We start from the raw sequence: 18,973 nt of genomic DNA, 5'->3' as shown, positions 1-18,973 counted from the left end.
ACCTCTAAGCTTGAGTGAATCACAAAGAGGCGAAGGTGGGGGATAACTGCCCGTAAAAGCCCGATAAGTCTCGCTATCCATCAGTGGGGGATAAGGAAAACCCCCACTGATGGAAGTCTCGCTTTATGTTCTAATTCATCATTCCTCTATCCTTTTCCTTCAAAACTTTCAAATACCTTAGGGAAAATTCAATTTTAATAAAGCAATGAAGTATTTTGCCAAAAAGTGATGGGAGAGTGAGCTCTTATCCCTTTCTCACACCTTTTTTGATAATCCCATCTACTTCGACCTCTCTTCGAAAATTTTTAAAGTAAGTAACTCTATGACCAAGCATTTTTTCATACACCTAACATAATATTATGTAATATACTCTTTTGAAAGGATAAAAAAACTATGTAAATGACTACTGAAAAAATTCAATTTGAAAACGTATACAAATAACTGTTCATCTTTTTCATAGCTTGATGTAAAATGAAAATCAGGAGGGAATTAAAATGAAAATTGGGTTAATACAAGAACAATCATTAAAATTAAGGATGACTCAAGAATTAAAGCAAGCGATTACATTGTTGCAGTATTCCTCTGCCGATCTCCTTTCATATGTTCAGGAACTCGTCGTGGAAAATCCCCTCATTGACGTGAAAGAAACCTATAGTACTCCTTACCGAGAGCGTCGTACGAATTCGAATAAGCAATCTTTTATCGAAAATTCACTTAAAGAAAGAACTTGCTTGCGCGAGCATTTACGTAATCAGCTTATAGATATTCGAATGGAGCAAAAAGAAAGGGTTTACGTCGATTTTTTAATTGATGCACTAGATGCAAATGGGTATTTGAAGGATGATTTAGCCGAATTAGCAAGCATTTTAAAAGTTAGTGAAGAATTGCTTGAAAGTAAGCTTTATTTGTTACAAACTCTAGATCCTGTTGGTATTGGTGCACGTTCACTTCAGGAATGTATTTTACTGCAGTTAAGAAAATTACCTGTCCGAAATGCTGTAGCAGAAACGATTATATCTGATCACTTTCGCTCATTTGCCGAAAAATCTTGGAAAGACTTATCGAAAAAGGTAAACGTCCCGATTAGTGAAATCCAAGAAATTCAAAATATCATCAAAACACTAGAACCTAGGCCAGGTTTAAAATATGAAAGTGATGAAACGACATATATCACCCCAGATCTCACTATAGAACGAGTAAATGATGAATTACATATTATCTATAACGACGAGATTCTACCTCAACTAATCATCAATCAACCAATAAAGTTAAATGAATCAAACAGACTAGATACTGAAACGAAAGACTATTATTCTAAACATCTCACACAGGGAAAATGGCTACAACGAGCAATCGATCAGCGTAAGGAGACGATGATCAACGTTATGAAAGTCATCTTACATAAACAAAAGGAGTATTTCCTATATGGTAAAAATTTTTTGAAGCCACTAACGTTAATGGATATTGCAGAAACATTAGATGTCCATGTATCCACGGTCAGCAGGACTGTAAAGGATAAATTTGTTCAAACACCACATGGTCTAGTAAGTATGAAATCATTTTTTTCGACTAAACTCGATGAAGTGAGTGGAGAGGTTTCCACAACTTCGGTAAAAATTCACCTGAAAGAATTAATCTCAGCAGAGGATAAAATGAAGCCATTATCAGATCAAAAAATTGCAAATTTGTTAAAAACTAGTTATGGTATAACTATTTCAAGAAGAACTGTGACGAAATATCGTGAGCAGTTGAATATTCCGACATCAGTCATCAGAAAGCAATATTAAATTAACTCAGGGGTTAAACGGACTGGACGTGCATAAAATTGAAAAAAGTTACCTTCTACTCAAAAGAAAATTGCTCTTTATGTGATAAGGGGTTAGCCATTCTACAAGACATTCAAAAGGAAGTTTCCTTCAAAGTGGAAATTATTGACATTTACAAGGATGATCAGCTATTAGAGTTATATCAAATCATGATTCCTGTAGTGAAAATTGATGACGAGCTCGTTTCTTATGGTATTTTGGAAAAAGATAGAATAAGAAAGCGTTTACTTTGAAAAAACGAGAAACATTCCTTGAATAAGCAAATTTACCCTGCTAAAATAAAGATTGTGCAGGGGAGATTTTTTTTTGAGTAGGTGGGACAAAATAAGTCACAGCGGGACCATATAAGTCCATACCGACTCAGAAAGGGATAGCAAAATGAATTCATTAGTAGAAGTACAAAAGAAATTATTGCCTGACCTTTTACAGGTTATGCAAAAACGCTATCAAATTCTTCAATACATACGTTTGATGCAGCCAATTGGACGCAGAAGTCTCGCAACAAGTCTTGGGTTAAGTGAACGAATACTAAGAAGCGAAGTTAAATTTCTGAAAGATCAAAATTTAATTGAAATTCATAGTTCTGGTATGAACTTAACGAAAGACGGTTCATCTCTGTTAAAGATTCTTGAAGAAATGATGAAAGACGTATTAGGATTAACTCTTTTGGAAAATAAATTAATGGAGAGATTTAATCTTACGAAAGTTATTGTCGTTTCAGGTGATAGTGATCAATCTCCATGGGTGAAAAAAGAAATGGGTAGAGCATGTGTAACATGTATAAAAGAGCGATTAAACGGTAAAAATATCGTCGCTGTCACTGGTGGGACAACTCTTGCAGCTGTTGCTGAAATGATGACCCCAGATAGCAAAAATCGCGATATCCTTTTTGTCCCTGCACGCGGAGGCCTTGGAGAAACAGTTGAGAATCAAGCGAATACGATTTGTGCAAAAATGGCAGAACGTGCGAGTGGAAATTATCGACTTTTGCATGTTCCAGATCAGCTGAGTAAGGATGCCTATCAATCGATTATTGCAGAACCCCATATTAAAGAGCTCTTAGAAATGATGAGATCCCCAAGTATGGTTGTTCATGGAATAGGGGACGCTAAAACTATGGCGGAGCGCCGGAGAACTTCGGAGCAGGATTTCAATAAAATTGAAAAGGGAAATGCCGTAGGAGAAGCGTTTGGCTATTACTTTGATCAAGAGGGGAAAATCATACATAAGGTTCAAACAGTAGGGATTCAGATTGATGACATTGCTGAAATGTCAAATGTTATGGCGGTAGCTGGTGGTGCGTCAAAGGCAAAGGCGATTAAAGCCTATTTGAAACAATCCTTAGACTCTGTACTAATTACAGATGAAGGGGCAGCAAATGAGTTAATAAGGGATTAATTGTCCCTGATTATACACGTTCATTTCTTTTAGTTTTGTATTATTGATTTGAACAAAAAATAACCTACGCAATGTAACGTTCAAAGGTGAAAACACCGATGGACACAATTAAAGGAGGAAATTAATCATGGCAGTAAAAGTTGGTATTAATGGTTTTGGACGTATCGGACGTAATGTATTCCGTGCAGCTTTAAAAAATCCAAATGTGGATGTTGTTGCAGTTAACGATTTAACAGATGCTAACATGTTAGCTCATCTTTTAAAATATGATTCAGTACACGGTAAAATTGATGCAGAAATTTCTGTTGATGGTAACAACCTTATCGTTGACGGAAAAACAATCCAAGTATCTGCTGAGCGTGACCCAGCGAAATTAACTTGGGGTGCACAAGGTGTTGACATCGTTGTTGAATCAACTGGTTTCTTTACAGACCGTGAAGGCGCAGCGAAACACTTAGAAGCAGGAGCTAAAAAAGTAATCATCTCTGCTCCAGCATCTAACGAAGATATCACAATCGTTATGGGTGTAAACGAAGATAAATACGATGCTGCTAGCCATCATGTTATCTCAAATGCATCTTGTACAACAAACTGCTTAGCTCCATTTGCTAAAGTACTTAACGAAAAATTCGGTATCAACCGTGGTATGATGACAACTATTCACTCATACACAAATGACCAACAAATCTTAGATTTACCACATAAAGACTACCGTCGTGCTCGTGCGGCTGCTGAAAACATGATTCCAACTACAACTGGAGCTGCTAAAGCAGTATCATTAGTATTACCTGAATTAAAAGGTAAATTAAACGGTGGAGCAGTTCGTGTTCCAACTCCAAACGTATCTTTAGTTGACTTAGTTGCTGAATTAGGCAAAGAAGTAACAGTTGAAGAAGTAAATGCTGCATTACAAGCTGCTGCTGAAGGCGAATTAAAAGGAATTCTTGGCTACACTGAAGAGCCACTAGTTTCTGGTGACTTCAACGGTAACACAAATTCTTCTACAATCGATGCATTATCTACAATGGTTATGGAAGGTAACATGGTTAAAGTTATCTCTTGGTACGATAACGAAACTGGTTACTCTAACCGTGTAGTAGATCTTGCTGACTACCTTGCTTCAAAAGGATTCTAATCATTAAATTTTTTAATGAAAAATAGAAATTCAATTGAATAAAGCTTCAAGGTAAGAAAAATGGGGAATGGGGATCATCCCCATTTCCCTATTTTTTTATCGTGTTTAGTGTTAGAGTCTAGCTATAGCGTCCTAACACCCGGGCTTACAAGCGATCCGAAGTATACCCTTTTTTAGGGAAACTTGTCTTGAGTGCTCGTGGCTGACCAAGGCGCTTTGGCATTTCAATTAAAGGGAGGGCTTTTCATGAATAAGAAGTCAGTAAAAGACATTGATGTTAAAGGGAAAGTCGTCTTTTGTCGCGTTGATTTTAACGTACCGATGAAGGATGGACAAGTTACAGATGATACACGTATTCGTGCAGCTTTACCAACGATCGAGTATCTTACTGGTCAAGGTGCGAAAGTTGTTTTAGCAAGTCATTTGGGACGTCCGAAAGGCGAAGTAGTTGAAGAGCTACGCTTAAATGCAGTAGCAGAAAAGCTACAAGAGTTATCTGGTAAAAATGTTGTGAAAACTGATGAAGCTTACGGGGATACTGTAAAGGCTGAAATCGCTAAACTAGAAGAAGGTGGCGTTCTTCTATTAGAAAACGTTCGTTTCTATCCTGGTGAAGAGAAAAATGATCCAGAATTAGCGAAAGCATTTGCAGATTTAGCTGATATTTATGTTAATGACGCATTTGGTGCTGCACACCGTGCCCATGCATCAACTGAAGGAATTGCAAAGCATATTCCAGCTGTTGCAGGCTTCTTAATGGAAAAAGAATTAGAAGTACTTGGAAAAGCATTATCAAATCCTGAACGTCCTTTCACAGCTATTATTGGTGGTGCTAAGGTTAGGGATAAAATTGGTGTTATCCAAAACCTACTTGATAAAGTTGATAACCTTATCATCGGTGGTGGACTAGCTTATACATTCATCAAAGCATTAGGTCATGATGTAGGTAAATCACTTTTAGAAGAGGACAAAGTTGATTTAGCAAAATCATTCCTTGATCAAGCGAAAGAAAAAGGCGTTAATTTCTATATGCCTGTTGATGTCGTTGTAGCAGACGATTTCTCAAATGATGCAAATACGCAAATCGTTTCAATCGACAGCATCCCGAGCGATTGGGAAGGTCTTGATGCAGGTCCAAAATCACGTGAAATTTATGCAGATGTAATTAAAAACTCTAAATTGGTTATTTGGAATGGACCAATGGGTGTATTCGAATTAGATGCATTTGCAGGTGGAACAAAGGCTGTTGGTGAAGCACTTGCTGAGGCGAAAGATACATATTCAATCATTGGAGGAGGAGATTCGGCAGCGGCTGTAGAAAAGTTTGGATTGGCTGATAAAATGAGCCATATTTCTACTGGCGGTGGAGCTTCTCTTGAATTCATGGAAGGTAAAGAACTTCCGGGCGTTGTAGCATTAAACGATAAATAAAAATAATATGAAAATGTTTTGGGAAATGTGAACTCAAGATTAGTCGCGACATCTTGATTAATGTTTTTCCGTGCATTTCTGTATGCAAAAGGGAAGGTGTAATCATGAGAAAACCGATTATTGCTGGTAACTGGAAAATGAACAAAGTATCCTCTGAAGCACGAAGCTTTGTTGAGGAGGTAAAAGGACTAGTACCTTCACAAAATAATGTTGACTCAGTAGTATGTGCTCCTGCATTATTTTTGGAAAGTCTAGTAGGCTTAACAAATGGTAGTGACTTAAAAGTAAGTGCACAAAACATGCACTTTGAAGAAAGTGGAGCTTTCACTGGAGAAATTAGCCCAGTTGCACTGAAGGATTTAGGTGTTAGCTATGTTGTGTTAGGACACTCTGAGCGTAGAGAAATGTTTGCTGAGACAGATGAAACAGTAAACAAGAAAACGATTGCTGCTTTCAAACATGGTTTAACTCCAATTGTTTGTTGTGGTGAAACGTTAGAAGAACGTGAAGCAGGTAAAACAAACAATCTTGTTGGTGAACAAGTGAAACAAGCATTACAAGGTTTAACTGAAGATCAAGTAAAACAAACGGTTATTGCTTACGAGCCAATCTGGGCAATCGGTACAGGTAAATCTTCTTCTGCACAAGATGCGAATGAAGTATGTGCACATATCCGTCAAGTTGTTGGTGAACAATTCTCTGAGGATGCTGCACAAGCAGTTCGTATCCAATATGGCGGAAGTGTAAAACCTGAAAACATTAAAGAATATATGGCCCAGCCTGATATTGATGGTGCTTTAGTAGGTGGAGCAAGCCTAGAAGCACAATCTTTCCTTCAGCTTTTGGAGGCTAGTAACAATGAGTAAAGCACCTGTAGCACTTATTATTCTTGATGGTTTTGCTTGCCGTGAAGAATCGGAAGGAAATGCAGTTGCGCACGCTAAGAAACCAAACTTTGATCGTTTTTGGAATCAATATCCACATGCACAATTAATCGCTTCAGGTGAAGCTGTTGGCCTTCCGGAAGGTCAAATGGGGAACTCTGAAGTTGGTCATTTAAATATTGGTGCAGGTCGTGTTGTTTATCAAAGTTTAACTCGTGTAAATGTATCGATTCGTGAAGGTGAATTTGAAAAGAATGAAACTTTCACAGCTGCTATTGATCATGTAAAGCAAAACGGTACAAATCTTCATCTTTTTGGTCTATTGTCTGATGGTGGCGTTCATAGTCATATTCAACATTTATTCGCTCTTCTACAGCTTGCAGCTAAAGAAGGAGTAAAAAATGTGTACATTCATGGCTTCCTTGATGGCCGTGATGTTGGACCAAAAACTGCTAAAACGTATGTGAATGATTTACAAGAAAAAATCAAAGAATACGGTGTCGGAGAAATTGCGACGTTATCTGGACGTTATTACTCAATGGACCGTGATAAGCGTTGGGACCGTGTAGAGAAATCTTATCGTTCAATGGTGTACGGAGAAGGTCCTACTTACAGTACTCCAATGGAATGTATTGAAGATTCTTACAACAACGGAATCTTTGATGAATTCGTTCTTCCATCTGTTATGACAAAAGAAGACGGTTCACCGGTTGCAACAATTAGTGAAAACGATGCGGTGATTTTCTATAATTTCCGCCCAGACCGTGCAATTCAAATTTCGAACACGTTCACAAATGAAGATTTCCGTTCATTTGACCGTGGCGAAAAACATCCGAAGAACTTACACTTTGTTTGCTTAACACACTTTAGCGAATCTGTAGATGGGTATGTTGCATTTAAACCAACAAACCTTGATAATACAATTGGAGAAGTGTTGGCACAAAACAATTTGACACAGCTTCGAATCGCAGAAACAGAAAAATATCCACATGTTACATTCTTTATGAGTGGTGGCCGTGAAGAGAAGTTTCCTGGTGAAGAAAGAATCTTGATTGATTCACCAAAGGTTGCAACGTATGATCTTAAGCCTGAAATGAGTGCATATGAAGTAACGGACGCGTTACTTGCAGAAATTGAGGCTGACAAATTCGATGCAATTCTATTAAACTTTGCGAATCCAGATATGGTCGGTCATTCTGGTATGCTTGAGCCAACAATTAAAGCAATTGAAACAGTTGATGAATGCCTTGGAAAAGTTGTTGATGCGATTATCGCTAAAGGTGGTAAAGCAATCATTACAGCTGACCATGGGAATTCAGATGAAGTTGTAACATTAGAAGGTGAGCCAATGACTGCTCATACAACGAATCCAGTTCCTGTGATTGTCACAGAAAATGGAGTTACACTTCGTGATGGTGGAAAATTAGGAGATTTAGCTCCAACAATGTTAGATTTATTAAAAGTGGAACAACCAGTTGAAATGACTGGAAAAACATTAATTCAAAATTAAAGGAGAGAAAAAAACATGCCATACATTGTAGACGTATATGCTCGTGAAGTATTAGACTCACGCGGAAACCCAACTATAGAAGTAGAAGTACACACAGAATCAGGTGCGTTTGGACGCGCAATGGTACCAAGTGGTGCTTCAACAGGTGAATACGAAGCAGTTGAGCTTCGTGATGGTGACAAAGAGCGTTATTTAGGAAAAGGCGTTTTAAATGCTGTTAAAAACGTAAACGAACTTATTGCTCCTGAATTACTTGGTTTCGAAGTAACAGAACAAATCGCAATTGACCAAGCGTTAATCGAGCTTGATGGAACTGAAAACAAAGGTAAATTAGGTGCAAACGCAATTCTTGGTGTATCTATGGCTGCTGCTCGTGCTGCTGCAGATTTCTTACAAGTACCTTTATACCAATACCTTGGTGGATTCAGCGCGAAAACATTACCAGTACCAATGATGAACATCGTTAACGGTGGAGAGCACGCTGATAACAACGTTGACATTCAAGAATTCATGGTTATGCCTGTTGGCGCTGAAAACTTCCGTGAAGCATTACGTATGGGAGCAGAAATCTTCCATAGCTTAAAAGCAGTTCTTCATGGTAAAGGTCTTAACACTGCTGTAGGTGATGAAGGTGGTTTCGCTCCTAACTTAGGTTCAAACGAAGAAGCTCTTCAAACAATCATCGAAGCAATCGAAAAAGCTGGTTACAAGCCAGGTGAGCAAGTAATGCTTGCTATGGATGCTGCTTCTTCTGAGTTCTACAATAGAGAAGACGGTAAATACCACCTTTCAGGTGAAGGTGTTGTTAAAACATCTGCTGAAATGGTTGACTGGTACGAAGAAATGGCTTCTAAATACCCAATCATCTCAATCGAAGACGGCTTAGATGAAAATGACTGGGAAGGTCATAAACTATTAACTGAGCGCCTTGGCGGTAAAGTTCAACTTGTTGGTGATGATTTATTCGTTACAAACACGAAGAAACTTGCTGAAGGTATTGAAAAAGGAATTGGTAACTCAATCCTTATCAAAGTTAACCAAATCGGTACATTAACTGAAACATTTGAAGCTATCGAAATGGCAAAACGCGCTGGTTACACAGCAGTAATCTCTCACCGTTCTGGTGAAACAGAAGATACAACAATTGCTGACATCGCAGTTGCTACAAACGCTGGACAAATCAAAACTGGTGCTCCATCACGTACAGACCGTGTTGCGAAATACAACCAACTTCTTCGCATCGAAGATCAACTTGTTGACGCAGCTAGATATGATGGAATCAAAACATTCTACAACTTAAAAAAATAATGAACTAATTAAAAGGGAACTGCTGAATTCTATTCAGCAGTTCCTTTTTTTGAAGTAAAATGTATAAGTTTTTATACTTACTTAAGAATGAATCTGTGGATAAGCGAACGACATCAGCTCGGAAGCACTGGACGTATAAGTGAATTCATGGCAATTAACGTCGGCTCGGATTGAACCACTTTCTCTTATTAATAAACCATTTCACTCAAGAATTGAACCAAGTCTCCTGTTTTTGACCCACTCTGCAAGCCACTGGTCTTTATTAGACCTACTATTGTTCATGAACTAAAGGTAAAGAAATTCTTACCCATAGTACGTACGCCTCAGGTCTTTGATCAAGATAACCCTCAGACTCATTTGAAAATAATAGAATTGTTATAAATTTGTAAATTTAAAGAAATATATGGAAAATTGACTTAAAATTAGAAAGGGGAATAAAACAAACTATGGGATGGGAGAAGAGAGTGTATGTTGAAATCGATTATTCGTTTTAGTATGAAAAATGCGGTTGCCTTGTTTTTAATGGTTTTTCTTATCGTAGCTTGCGGGTTGTATTCATTAAAGGAAATTAATATTGAAAAGTATCCGAATGTGGATATCCCTTATATGACGGTGATAATTGCGTATCCAGGAGCCTCTCCAGAGCAGGCAATGAAGGATATAGGAGAGCCGATTGAAAGAGAGCTTTTGAATATCGAAGGTGTAAAAAATGTATATACAGATGGGGTAGCAAATGTCGTTTATTCGACAATGGAATTTGATATGTCTGTTAGTATGGATGATGCCGAGCAGATTGTCAGGTCGACGATTGAGAAAGTACAGCTACCAGAAACGTCTGAAAAACCAGAAATTGTTTTATCAGGACCTGAGCCAGATCCAACAATTTTCTCGATGGGAATTTATGCGGAGGGAAATTATCAAGAGGCTCAGAAATTTGTAGCTGATAAGATTATTCCTCGCCTTGAAGGGATTGAAGGGGTAAGCAAAGTGGATGTAGGAGGGATTGACGATGAAACGGTTTCGATTCGTCTCAAGCCTGAAGAGTTAACGAAAAGGGGAATGACTCTTGATGATGTAAAAGCAGCTATCACCGCAAATAATTTTAACATTCCAACTGGAGATCTATCCCTTTCAAATGAAGTATTACCCGTACGTGTAAGTAAAGAACTAACAACTCTTGATGATGTGAAGAATATCCGGTTATTCACTCAGGGAGAGGCTTCAGAAGAAGGTTCACCTCAGCTTGAAGCAATAAAACTTAGTGAAATTGCTGATGTGACATATGAAAATGAAAATATAAATAATTTTACACGAATAAATGGAGAGCCTGGTGTTCGCTTTGGAATTATTGCCGAGGGCGGAGCAAATGTGGTTGCGATCGTTGACGAAGTGAAGAAAGAAATAGAAAATATGAATCTTCCAGAAGGGTATGAAACGGAAATATTACGTGACCAATCGATTGAAATTAAGGAATCAGTATACTCAATGCTTCGAGAAGCAATACTTGGTGCGGTTATGGCTGTTGTGGTTACTTTACTGTTTTTAAGAAATATTCGCTCTACGATTATTGCGGTTATCTCGATTCCGTTATCAATTTTTGCTTCTATTACCGTTATGAATATGCTGGGCTACACGCTAAATATTATGACGCTTGCAGGAATTGCAGTTGCTGTAGGTAGGGTTGTGGACGACTCCATCGTTGTCATTGAAAATGTATTTAGAAGAGTAAGGGCAACAAATGAACGGAATGAAGAACTAGTAGAGCAAGCCACAAGAGAAGTAGCGTCTGCGATTACATCTTCTACGATTACGACTGTTGCCGTGTTCTTGCCGATGGCCTTTGTCCCGGGAATTGTTGGGGGATTTTTTAAACCTCTCGCATGGACCATTGTGATTTCTTTATTGTTTTCACTTATAGTAGCGATTACAGTTGTGCCGCTTATGTCGAGAATTTTCTTATTAAACATTACGTTAAAGGAACATAAGGAAAATGCTTTACAAAAGGTCTATCGAAAATGTCTCCATTGGGTACTGAAACATAGATTCGTGACTCTCGCAATGGCTTTTGTGCTTCTTGTTGGATCTGTTGGATTCATTGCTCCACAGCTAGGCACGACCTTTTTGCCGCAGGAAAGAGTAACGGACTATGATGTGAACATTTCGATGGAGAAAGGAACTGCACCAGAAAAGACAAGTGAAGTAGCAGGTGAAGTAGAGCATATTCTATTAGACAAAGAGGAAGTTGATCTAGTTAGTACAAATGTCGTTGGTGAATCGGAATATGCCTCCATTTCATTTGTCGTCAAAGATTCTGTTGAGAATATAGAGGGATTGATTGAAGAGTTACGGAATGATTTTGCCGATATCAAGGAGGCTGAAGAAATTTCTGTTAACGGTGTTGGCGGGCTTATTGGAGGAGCTGAATCTCAATATACTCTTGTCGTAAATGGTTCAGATTTTGAAGAGATCAAAACAGCTAGCCAAGAAATCGTCAGCGCATTAAAAGAAGTGGATGGCATGGCAGATGTAGGATCATCACTAGAGGGAGAAGAACCTGAAATTGAAATAGACTTGAATGAAGAGAAGCTTGCTGAAAATGGACTTATGCCAGCAATGGTTGGACAAGGTCTTCGAAATCTGATTAACGGTGATGTTGTAACGAGTATGACACTTGAAGATGAGGAAACCGATGTTAAGCTCAGTTTAAAAATGGAGGACATTACTTCTCTTGATGCATTGGGGAAACAGGAAATTAACAATATGATGGGGATGCCAGTTGCTCTAGAGGAAGTTGGGGAGTTAAAGCGAGTCGATAATAGAACAGCCATTACCCATTTAAATTCAAATGAATATGTCATGATTTTTGGACAAATTACCGATTCAAATACAGGTAATGTAACGGCAAAAGCAGATGAGGTCATCGATCAACTTGATTTACCTGAAAGTGTAAGCTACTACAAGGAAGGAGCCTCAGCAGCTATGCAGGACGGCTTCACAAATTTAGGAATTGCGATTGGCGTCAGCGTCCTATTAGTATATTTAGTCATGGTACTAGCATTTGGAGAAGGGAAAGCACCATTTGTCATCTTGTTTGCTATTCCATTTTCAGTCATTGGAGCCTTAGTAGGACTTTATATTTTGAAAGAGCCAATTGGGATGCCTGCCATGATTGGATTGCTAATGCTGAATGGAATCGTTGTGACAAATGCCATCGTTCTCATTGATAAAGTAAAGCAAAATGAAAAAATGGGAATGCCGAAGCATGAATCATTAATTGAAGCTGGGGTGGTTCGGATTAGACCAATCTTGATGACAGCAATCGCCACTGTCGGGGCTCTCATTCCAATGGCTATTTCATCTCATGCAGGAATCGTTTCTTCATCCCTAGCCGTGGTTGTTATTGGGGGTCTGACAACATCTACACTTTTAACGCTCTTTATTGTTCCGGTACTTTACAGTCTATTTAACCCTGTGAAAAAAGTGATGAGTGCGGAAGATGAAAAGCATATAAAAATGGGGTAACATATGATTTAGCAGGTTTCTGAAAATTTTGCCTTAACGTTTGAAAAATGTATGCTCCGTACAAACTCAATATTGTGAAGAAAATGCAAGTGTGATACATTTAAAATATTGAATTGTCCGCATATCAGGAGGTGTCGTTTCATGCATACTGCTTTACTAGTCTTACTTGTTATAGTATCGATTGCTTTAATTACAGTTGTTTTATTACAATCTGGTAAAAGTGCTGGATTATCTGGTGCGATTTCTGGTGGTGCCGAGCAGCTATTTGGAAAACAAAAGGCTCGTGGACTAGATTTAGTTTTACACCGTGCTACGATTGTTTTATCCGTTCTATTCTTTCTTTTGACAATATTAGTAGCGTATATCGTTCAATAATGTATAAATCAAAGGGTCTGAGGGTTCAGGCTCTTTTTTTATTATTAAGGCATGGGGACGAAACCCGTATGCTCATATTTCGAGCTGGAAAGACTAGTGAAAAGAATCGCAAAGCGACACTATCTTGGTGGTGAACACGCCATTTTTCCTTATTTGAATCGTGACGTTAGTAAGCAAACCTCTTTGTATTAAATCAAACTTTTGATTAAATAGAATAGTGGAGATTATATAAAGCTCGCCAATACATGCGGGACTACTGTTAGTCTATATGGGATAAGCTAATAAAAGATTATTTTTTAAAAGGGGACACTAGAATGAAAAGAGTATTACCAAAACCGTATACATTTGAGGGCGGGGAGAGAGCCGTTCTTTTATTACATGGATTTACAGGAAATACTGCAGATGTACGAATGCTTGCACGTTTCCTAAGTGAACGAGGCTATACGTGCCACGCGCCTCAATATAAGGGCCATGGTGTTCCACCAGAGGAACTGGTCCAGACTGGTCCAGTGGATTGGTGGCAGGATGTGCAGCAAGGGTATGAGCATTTGCAAAATATGGGGTTCGAAAATATTGCAGTTGGTGGTTTATCACTAGGTGGAGTGTTTTCTCTTAAATTAGGATACACTGTACCTGTAAAGGGCATTGTCACAATGTGTGCACCTATGTATATAAAAAGTGAAGAAGTGATGTACCAAGGAATACTTGAATATGCTAGAAACTATAAAAAGTTTGAGGGCAAATCACCAGAAAAAATCGAGGAAGAAATGGTCGAGTTTGCGAAATCACCGATGAATACGTTAAAAGCGTTACAGGAGCTTATCGCAGATGTGCGTAAAAATGTTGATATGATTTATTCCCCTACGTTTGTAGCACAAGCAAGACATGACAATATGATTAATACAGATAGTGCTAATATTATATATAACGAGGTAGAAAATGATCAAAAGCGCATAAAATGGTATGAGGAGTCTGGTCATGTCCTCACTCTTGATAAAGAACGCGATCAATTACATGAAGACGTATACCAATTTTTAGAAAGCCTTAATTGGTAAAAAAGGAGGATACTTAATGGATCCAGAAATAAAAGTACATATTGATAAGTTACTTGAATTCATGAAAGAAGAAGCTTATAAACCACTAACGGTTCAGGAGTTGGAGGAAGCATTCGGAATAAAGGATTCGGCGGAATTCAAGGATTTTGTTAAAGCATTGGTGGCAATGGAAGATCAAGGTTTAGTCGTGAGAACGAGAAGTAACCGTTATGGCCTTCCTGAAAAAATGAATTTACTAAAAGGTAAACTTATTGGTCACGCAAAAGGTTTTGCTTTTGTCGATCCAGAGGATGCAAGCTTAGATGATGTGTTTATCCCACCGACTGAGCTAAAAACAGCGATGCACGGTGATACCGTTCTTGTAAGAGTTAGCTCGAAATCAGCGGGCTCAAGACAAGAAGGAACGATTATTCGTATTTTAGAACGCGGCGTAAAGGAAATCGTTGGAACGTATACAGAAAGCAAAAATTTCGGATTTGTGATTGCTGACGATAAAAAGATTGCCAATGATATCTTTATTCCGAAAAATGCTTCAAACGGAGCAGTCGAGGGACATAAAGTTGTCGTGAAGTTAACAACTTATCCAGAAGGGCGCATGAGTGCAGAAGGGGAAGTTATTGATATTCTAGGTCATAAAAATGATCCTGGTGTTGATATTCTATCTGTGATTCATAAGCATGGACTTCCAGGACCGTTTCCTGAAGAAGCGATTAAGCAAGCAAACGATGTACCGGAGACAATTAGTGAGGAAGATGTAAAAGGCCGTCGTGATTTGCGTCATGAAGTCATTGTGACAATCGATGGTGCAGATGCGAAGGATTTAGATGATGCTGTTACCGTTCAAAAATTAGAGAATGGGAATTACAAATTAGGTGTACACATTGCAGATGTTAGTCATTATGTCACAGAACAGTCTCCGATTGATCGTGAAGCATTGGAGCGGGGGACGAGTGTATATCTTGTTGACCGGGTGATTCCGATGATTCCACACCGCCTTTCAAATGGAATTTGTTCATTGAATCCAAAGGTAGACAGGTTAACATTGTCTTGTGAAATGGAAGTAGATGAAACAGGGACTGTTGTGAAGCATGAAATCTTCCAAAGTGTGATTAAAACGACGGAACGTATGACCTATTCAGATGTGAAGAAAATTCTGGAAGATCGTGATGAGGCGCTTCTGCAAAAATATGAAAAGCTTGTACCAATGTTTGAACAAATGGGTGACCTAGCACAAATCCTTCGAACAAAACGGATGACTCGCGGTGCCATTGACTTCGATTTTAAAGAAGCAAAGGTTCTTGTCGATAGTGAGGGCCACCCACAAGAGGTAGTGATTCGTGAGCGATCTGTAGCAGAAAGATTAATTGAAGAGTTTATGTTACTAGCAAATGAAACAATTGCGGAGCATTTCCATTGGATGAATGTTCCATTTATCTATCGTATTCATGAAGACCCGAATGTAGAAAAGCTGCAACGCTTTTTGGAGTTCATCACAAACTTCGGATATACAGTCAAAGGTACAGCAAATGAAATCCACCCAAGAGCTTTGCAAAACATTTTAGAAGAGGTAGCGGGTACACCTGAAGAAACAGTCATTTCAACTGTTATGCTTCGTTCAATGAAACAGGCAAAATATGACCCAGCTAGCATCGGACATTTTGGTTTATCAACAGAATTTTATACGCACTTTACATCACCAATCCGTCGTTATCCAGACTTGATTGTTCATCGCTTAATTCGAACGTACTTAATTGAAGGAAAAGTCGATGAAGATACACGCTCAAAATGGGCTGAAAGCTTACCTGTCATTGCAGAACAAGCATCAAATATGGAACGAAGAGCAGTTGAAGCAGAGCGTGAAACAGATGAGCTGAAAAAGGCAGAATACATGCTTGATAAAATCGGTGAAGAATATGATGGCATGATTAGCTCGGTAACAAACTTCGGAATGTTCGTAGAGCTACCAAACACAATCGAAGGTCTTGTTCATGTAAGTTATATGACAGATGATTATTATCGCTATGATGAACGTCATTATGCCATGATTGGAGAACGTACTGGTAATGTGTATCGAATTGGCGATGAAATTACAGTACGTGTAGTAAGTGTGAATAAAGATGAGCGTTCAGTTGACTTTGAGATTGTTGGAATGAAGGGAACGAGAAGACGCCAAGCAAAAGATACGCCAAAAGTCATCTTCTCTGGTAAAGGCCGGAAAAATCAAAGACAAGATCAAAAAGACGGTCAAAATAAACGTAATGACGACAAAGATGGAGAATGGTCAACACGTCCACCACGGAAAAAGAAGAAAAAGAAGCATTATGAAAATGCACCAAAAGCAAAGCGGAAAAAGAAAAAGAAGGCTTGATAATTTTCGCTAAAAGGATCTGACACTTGTTAGTGTGTCAGATCCTCTCCATTTAGCCAACAACAATTGGACAATATCCTCTTGGTAGGAATAACAATTTGATTGATACACGATCATCTCATTGCCTTTCCATTGTGATTAAGTCCAATTTTTGCTAAAATAGAACGTATTCCACTTAACGGGCAGTAAGATCCCCACAAGCAGAGAAGGTGGGGATCACTGCCCGGAAAAGTCCAATAAGACTCTTTAACCAACAATGGAAAACCACCACTGTTGGAAGTTTTGCTTTATCGCTGTTTAGGAAATTATAAAATTCTTGAACTGTGGCTAAGCGCACTGCATCCAGCGCAAGCGTCCGGCCCCTCGGGGTCATAAGCCACGCATGAATTGAAGGCAAAGTACGCCTTTCTATTCATGTGCGTCTTATGCCTGCCTTAGGCTGATCAAGGCGCTTGCGCTTTTGTTCTAAATTAATCGCTTTATTGAGGGGAGGGGACACAATGCCTAAAGGAATGGGAAAAGTAGTTGCTCAAAATAAAAAGGCGAATCATGATTTTTCAATTGAAGAAACATTTGAAGCCGGCATTGTCCTTCAAGGTACGGAAATCAAATCAATTCGAAATGGTCGCGCAAACTTAAAGGATTCGTATGCACGTGTAGAAGGCGGAGAAGTATTTTTGCATAATATGCATGTTAGTCCATATGAACAGGGAAATCGATATAACCACGAACCATTAAGAACAAGAAAGCTTTTGCTGCATCGACGTGAAATTGCGAAATTAATTGGTGCAACGAAAGAAGAAGGATATGCATTAGTACCATTGAAAATGTATTTAAAAAATGGGTATGCTAAGGTATTAATTGGCTTAGGTAAAGGTAAAAAGAAATATGATAAACGTGAAGACTTAAAGAAAAAAGAAGCGAGGCGTGATATCGAACGTGCCTTCCGAGATCGCCAAAAGGATTACTAGGAAAAACCTAACAATTGCATTTTGGTATGATTCTGATATAATAGATTTTGTAAGACAGTCACTTACAAACAATTTCATAAGCAATTAAGCTTATCTACTTTTTAACTTCCCGTATACCCAAAGCTTTTATATACGGCTTATCATGGGGACGTTACGGATTCGACAGGGGTAGTTCGAGCTTAGGTTGCGGGCCGAAGGGATCGTCTTCGTTAAAACGTCACGCCAATAATAACTGGCAAAACTAACAATAACTTAGCTTTCGCAGCTTAATAACTGCGTAGCTAGTTCCTCCCTCCATCGTCCATGTGGTAGGGTAAGGGACTCACTCTTAGTGGACTACGCCTAATTCCTCCGTCTGGGGATGATGGAAGAGACCAATCAGACTAGCTGCTCTGACGCCTGTCGATAGGCATAGGAGTTAGCGAAACCGCGAATATATCGACTACGCTCGTAGACGCTTAAGTGGCGATGTTTCTGGACGTGGGTTCGATTAGTCATTAGTCGCCTTATGTGGTAACACATAAGTGAAAATTCGGCTTTATCGGTGAAACCTAAGTCACAAAATAAGTGATAGGGCAATGCCGAGCGGTATGTGGAGCAATCCAACAGCCGTGTATCGACTCATAGGCTGCCACAACATGGTAGTACTAGGATACGAAAATCTGTCTGATCATTTCAGATAAATCTATGTTTCGTATAATACGCCGAAGGACCTGGAAATCAGGTTCAAGATATAGTCAGTGCCATAACGAAAGTATGGAATAGCACGTCCCACCGTCTCCACCAAATACATAATTTGGTGGTTTTGTTTTGTCTTTTTTATACCTGTGGGCGTAAAACCACGATACCTTTAGGTCCGTGGATGTAAGCCCACGGTTTTCATCCTTGTTCGTGAATATATTTTTGAATCATCTCTTTGCTGACATTTCCAATGGAACAAGCGAAATATCCTTCATTCTAAAAGGTTCGTTCCTTCCAAAAATGTTTAGAAAGATACTTTTCATGTTGTTTCCAAATATGAAAAGTAGTCATTTGCTTGAGTAGTCTCACGATTTCAAGAAACCTCATCTTAGGCTCATACTGAATAAGCAAATGGATATGATCCTTATCTACTTCCATTTGCTTATTCTAAAATGGTATCTATTGGCTATATCGTGCATAAGTTGTTTCACATCATTTCCAAGTTGGAT

13 protein-coding genes, 1 other RNA gene and 1 pseudogene are annotated in these 18,973 nt (G+C 38.7%); 14 read left to right on the top strand and 1 reads right to left on the bottom strand.

Translation table 11 applies throughout. The annotated features are described in order from the left end of the window. Window positions 1-494 precede the first annotated feature (494 nt). From rpoN to ssrA, 14 genes are all read left to right on the top strand, one after another. Entirely contained in the window at window positions 495-1,787 is a 1,293-nt protein-coding gene (rpoN, locus tag K9V48_RS23220; protein WP_224141494.1) for an RNA polymerase factor sigma-54, read from the top strand. A gap of 38 nt (window positions 1,788-1,825) precedes the next feature. Then, the gene (locus K9V48_RS23215; protein WP_224141493.1) at window positions 1,826-2,059 is read left to right on the top strand and encodes a glutaredoxin family protein; all 234 of its coding nucleotides are present in this window, start codon (window positions 1,826-1,828) and stop codon (window positions 2,057-2,059) included. A 145-nt stretch (window positions 2,060-2,204) separates the two neighbouring features. Next, complete coding sequence (locus K9V48_RS23210) at window positions 2,205-3,224, top strand: sugar-binding transcriptional regulator (protein WP_224141492.1); 1,020 nt, start codon at window positions 2,205-2,207, stop codon at window positions 3,222-3,224. A 127-nt stretch (window positions 3,225-3,351) separates the two neighbouring features. Beyond that, window positions 3,352-4,359 carry a type I glyceraldehyde-3-phosphate dehydrogenase gene (gap, locus tag K9V48_RS23205; protein ID WP_224141491.1) on the top strand — a complete coding sequence of 336 codons (1,008 nt, stop codon included), beginning with the start codon at window positions 3,352-3,354 and terminating at the stop codon, window positions 4,357-4,359. Window positions 4,360-4,605: 246 nt separating this feature from the next. Continuing rightward, window positions 4,606-5,790 carry a phosphoglycerate kinase gene (locus K9V48_RS23200; protein WP_224141490.1) on the top strand — a complete coding sequence of 395 codons (1,185 nt, stop codon included), beginning with the start codon at window positions 4,606-4,608 and terminating at the stop codon, window positions 5,788-5,790. Between the two features lie 104 nt (window positions 5,791-5,894). Then, on the top strand, window positions 5,895-6,656 hold the full coding sequence (gene tpiA / locus K9V48_RS23195; RefSeq protein WP_224141489.1) for a triose-phosphate isomerase: 762 nt from the start codon (window positions 5,895-5,897) through the stop codon (window positions 6,654-6,656). After that, on the top strand, window positions 6,649-8,184 hold the full coding sequence (gene gpmI, locus K9V48_RS23190) for a 2,3-bisphosphoglycerate-independent phosphoglycerate mutase (protein ID WP_224141488.1): 1,536 nt from the start codon (window positions 6,649-6,651) through the stop codon (window positions 8,182-8,184). Before tpiA ends, gpmI begins: the two co-directional genes overlap by 8 nt. Before the next feature lie 15 nt (window positions 8,185-8,199). Next, entirely contained in the window at window positions 8,200-9,492 is a 1,293-nt protein-coding gene (gene eno, locus K9V48_RS23185; RefSeq protein ID WP_224141487.1) for a phosphopyruvate hydratase, read from the top strand. Window positions 9,493-9,960: 468 nt separating this feature from the next. Further along, window positions 9,961-13,014, top strand: coding sequence for an efflux RND transporter permease subunit (locus K9V48_RS23180; protein WP_224141486.1), 3,054 nt, complete (start codon window positions 9,961-9,963; stop codon window positions 13,012-13,014). A gap of 141 nt (window positions 13,015-13,155) precedes the next feature. Then, window positions 13,156-13,389 carry a preprotein translocase subunit SecG gene (gene secG / locus K9V48_RS23175; protein WP_224141485.1) on the top strand — a complete coding sequence of 78 codons (234 nt, stop codon included), beginning with the start codon at window positions 13,156-13,158 and terminating at the stop codon, window positions 13,387-13,389. Window positions 13,390-13,703: 314 nt separating this feature from the next. Further along, window positions 13,704-14,444 (top strand): alpha/beta hydrolase, encoded by a 741-nt coding sequence (locus K9V48_RS23170; protein WP_224141484.1) that lies wholly within the window; start codon window positions 13,704-13,706, stop codon window positions 14,442-14,444. A 16-nt stretch (window positions 14,445-14,460) separates the two neighbouring features. Then, the gene (gene rnr, locus K9V48_RS23165; protein ID WP_224141483.1) at window positions 14,461-16,812 is read left to right on the top strand and encodes a ribonuclease R; all 2,352 of its coding nucleotides are present in this window, start codon (window positions 14,461-14,463) and stop codon (window positions 16,810-16,812) included. A gap of 500 nt (window positions 16,813-17,312) precedes the next feature. Next, window positions 17,313-17,783: an SsrA-binding protein SmpB gene (smpB, locus tag K9V48_RS23160; RefSeq protein WP_224141482.1), complete on the top strand. Its 471-nt coding sequence runs from the start codon at window positions 17,313-17,315 to the stop codon at window positions 17,781-17,783. Window positions 17,784-17,935: 152 nt separating this feature from the next. Continuing rightward, window positions 17,936-18,276, top strand: a transfer-messenger RNA (tmRNA) gene (gene ssrA / locus K9V48_RS23155). 386 nt (window positions 18,277-18,662) lie between these two features. Here ssrA and tnpA read toward each other — a convergent pair. Beyond that, window positions 18,663-18,902, bottom strand: a pseudogene (gene tnpA, locus K9V48_RS29745) (IS200/IS605 family transposase). Window positions 18,903-18,973 lie beyond the last annotated feature (71 nt).

The sequence above is a fragment of the Metabacillus rhizolycopersici genome (assembly GCF_020075705.1).
Note: the sequence above shows the minus strand (reverse complement) of the source record. Positions and strands in the feature narration are given on the sequence as shown.

Coding starts and splice junctions, on each gene's coding strand:
- rpoN (WP_224141494.1), top strand. CDS start 495: ATGAAAATTGGGTTAATACAAGAACAATCATTAAAATTAAGGATGACT.
- K9V48_RS23210 (WP_224141492.1), top strand. CDS start 2,205: ATGAATTCATTAGTAGAAGTACAAAAGAAATTATTGCCTGACCTTTTA.
- gap (WP_224141491.1), top strand. CDS start 3,352: ATGGCAGTAAAAGTTGGTATTAATGGTTTTGGACGTATCGGACGTAAT.
- K9V48_RS23200 (WP_224141490.1), top strand. CDS start 4,606: ATGAATAAGAAGTCAGTAAAAGACATTGATGTTAAAGGGAAAGTCGTC.
- tpiA (WP_224141489.1), top strand. CDS start 5,895: ATGAGAAAACCGATTATTGCTGGTAACTGGAAAATGAACAAAGTATCC.
- gpmI (WP_224141488.1), top strand. CDS start 6,649: ATGAGTAAAGCACCTGTAGCACTTATTATTCTTGATGGTTTTGCTTGC.
- eno (WP_224141487.1), top strand. CDS start 8,200: ATGCCATACATTGTAGACGTATATGCTCGTGAAGTATTAGACTCACGC.
- K9V48_RS23180 (WP_224141486.1), top strand. CDS start 9,961: ATGTTGAAATCGATTATTCGTTTTAGTATGAAAAATGCGGTTGCCTTG.
- secG (WP_224141485.1), top strand. CDS start 13,156: ATGCATACTGCTTTACTAGTCTTACTTGTTATAGTATCGATTGCTTTA.
- K9V48_RS23170 (WP_224141484.1), top strand. CDS start 13,704: ATGAAAAGAGTATTACCAAAACCGTATACATTTGAGGGCGGGGAGAGA.
- rnr (WP_224141483.1), top strand. CDS start 14,461: ATGGATCCAGAAATAAAAGTACATATTGATAAGTTACTTGAATTCATG.
- smpB (WP_224141482.1), top strand. CDS start 17,313: ATGCCTAAAGGAATGGGAAAAGTAGTTGCTCAAAATAAAAAGGCGAAT.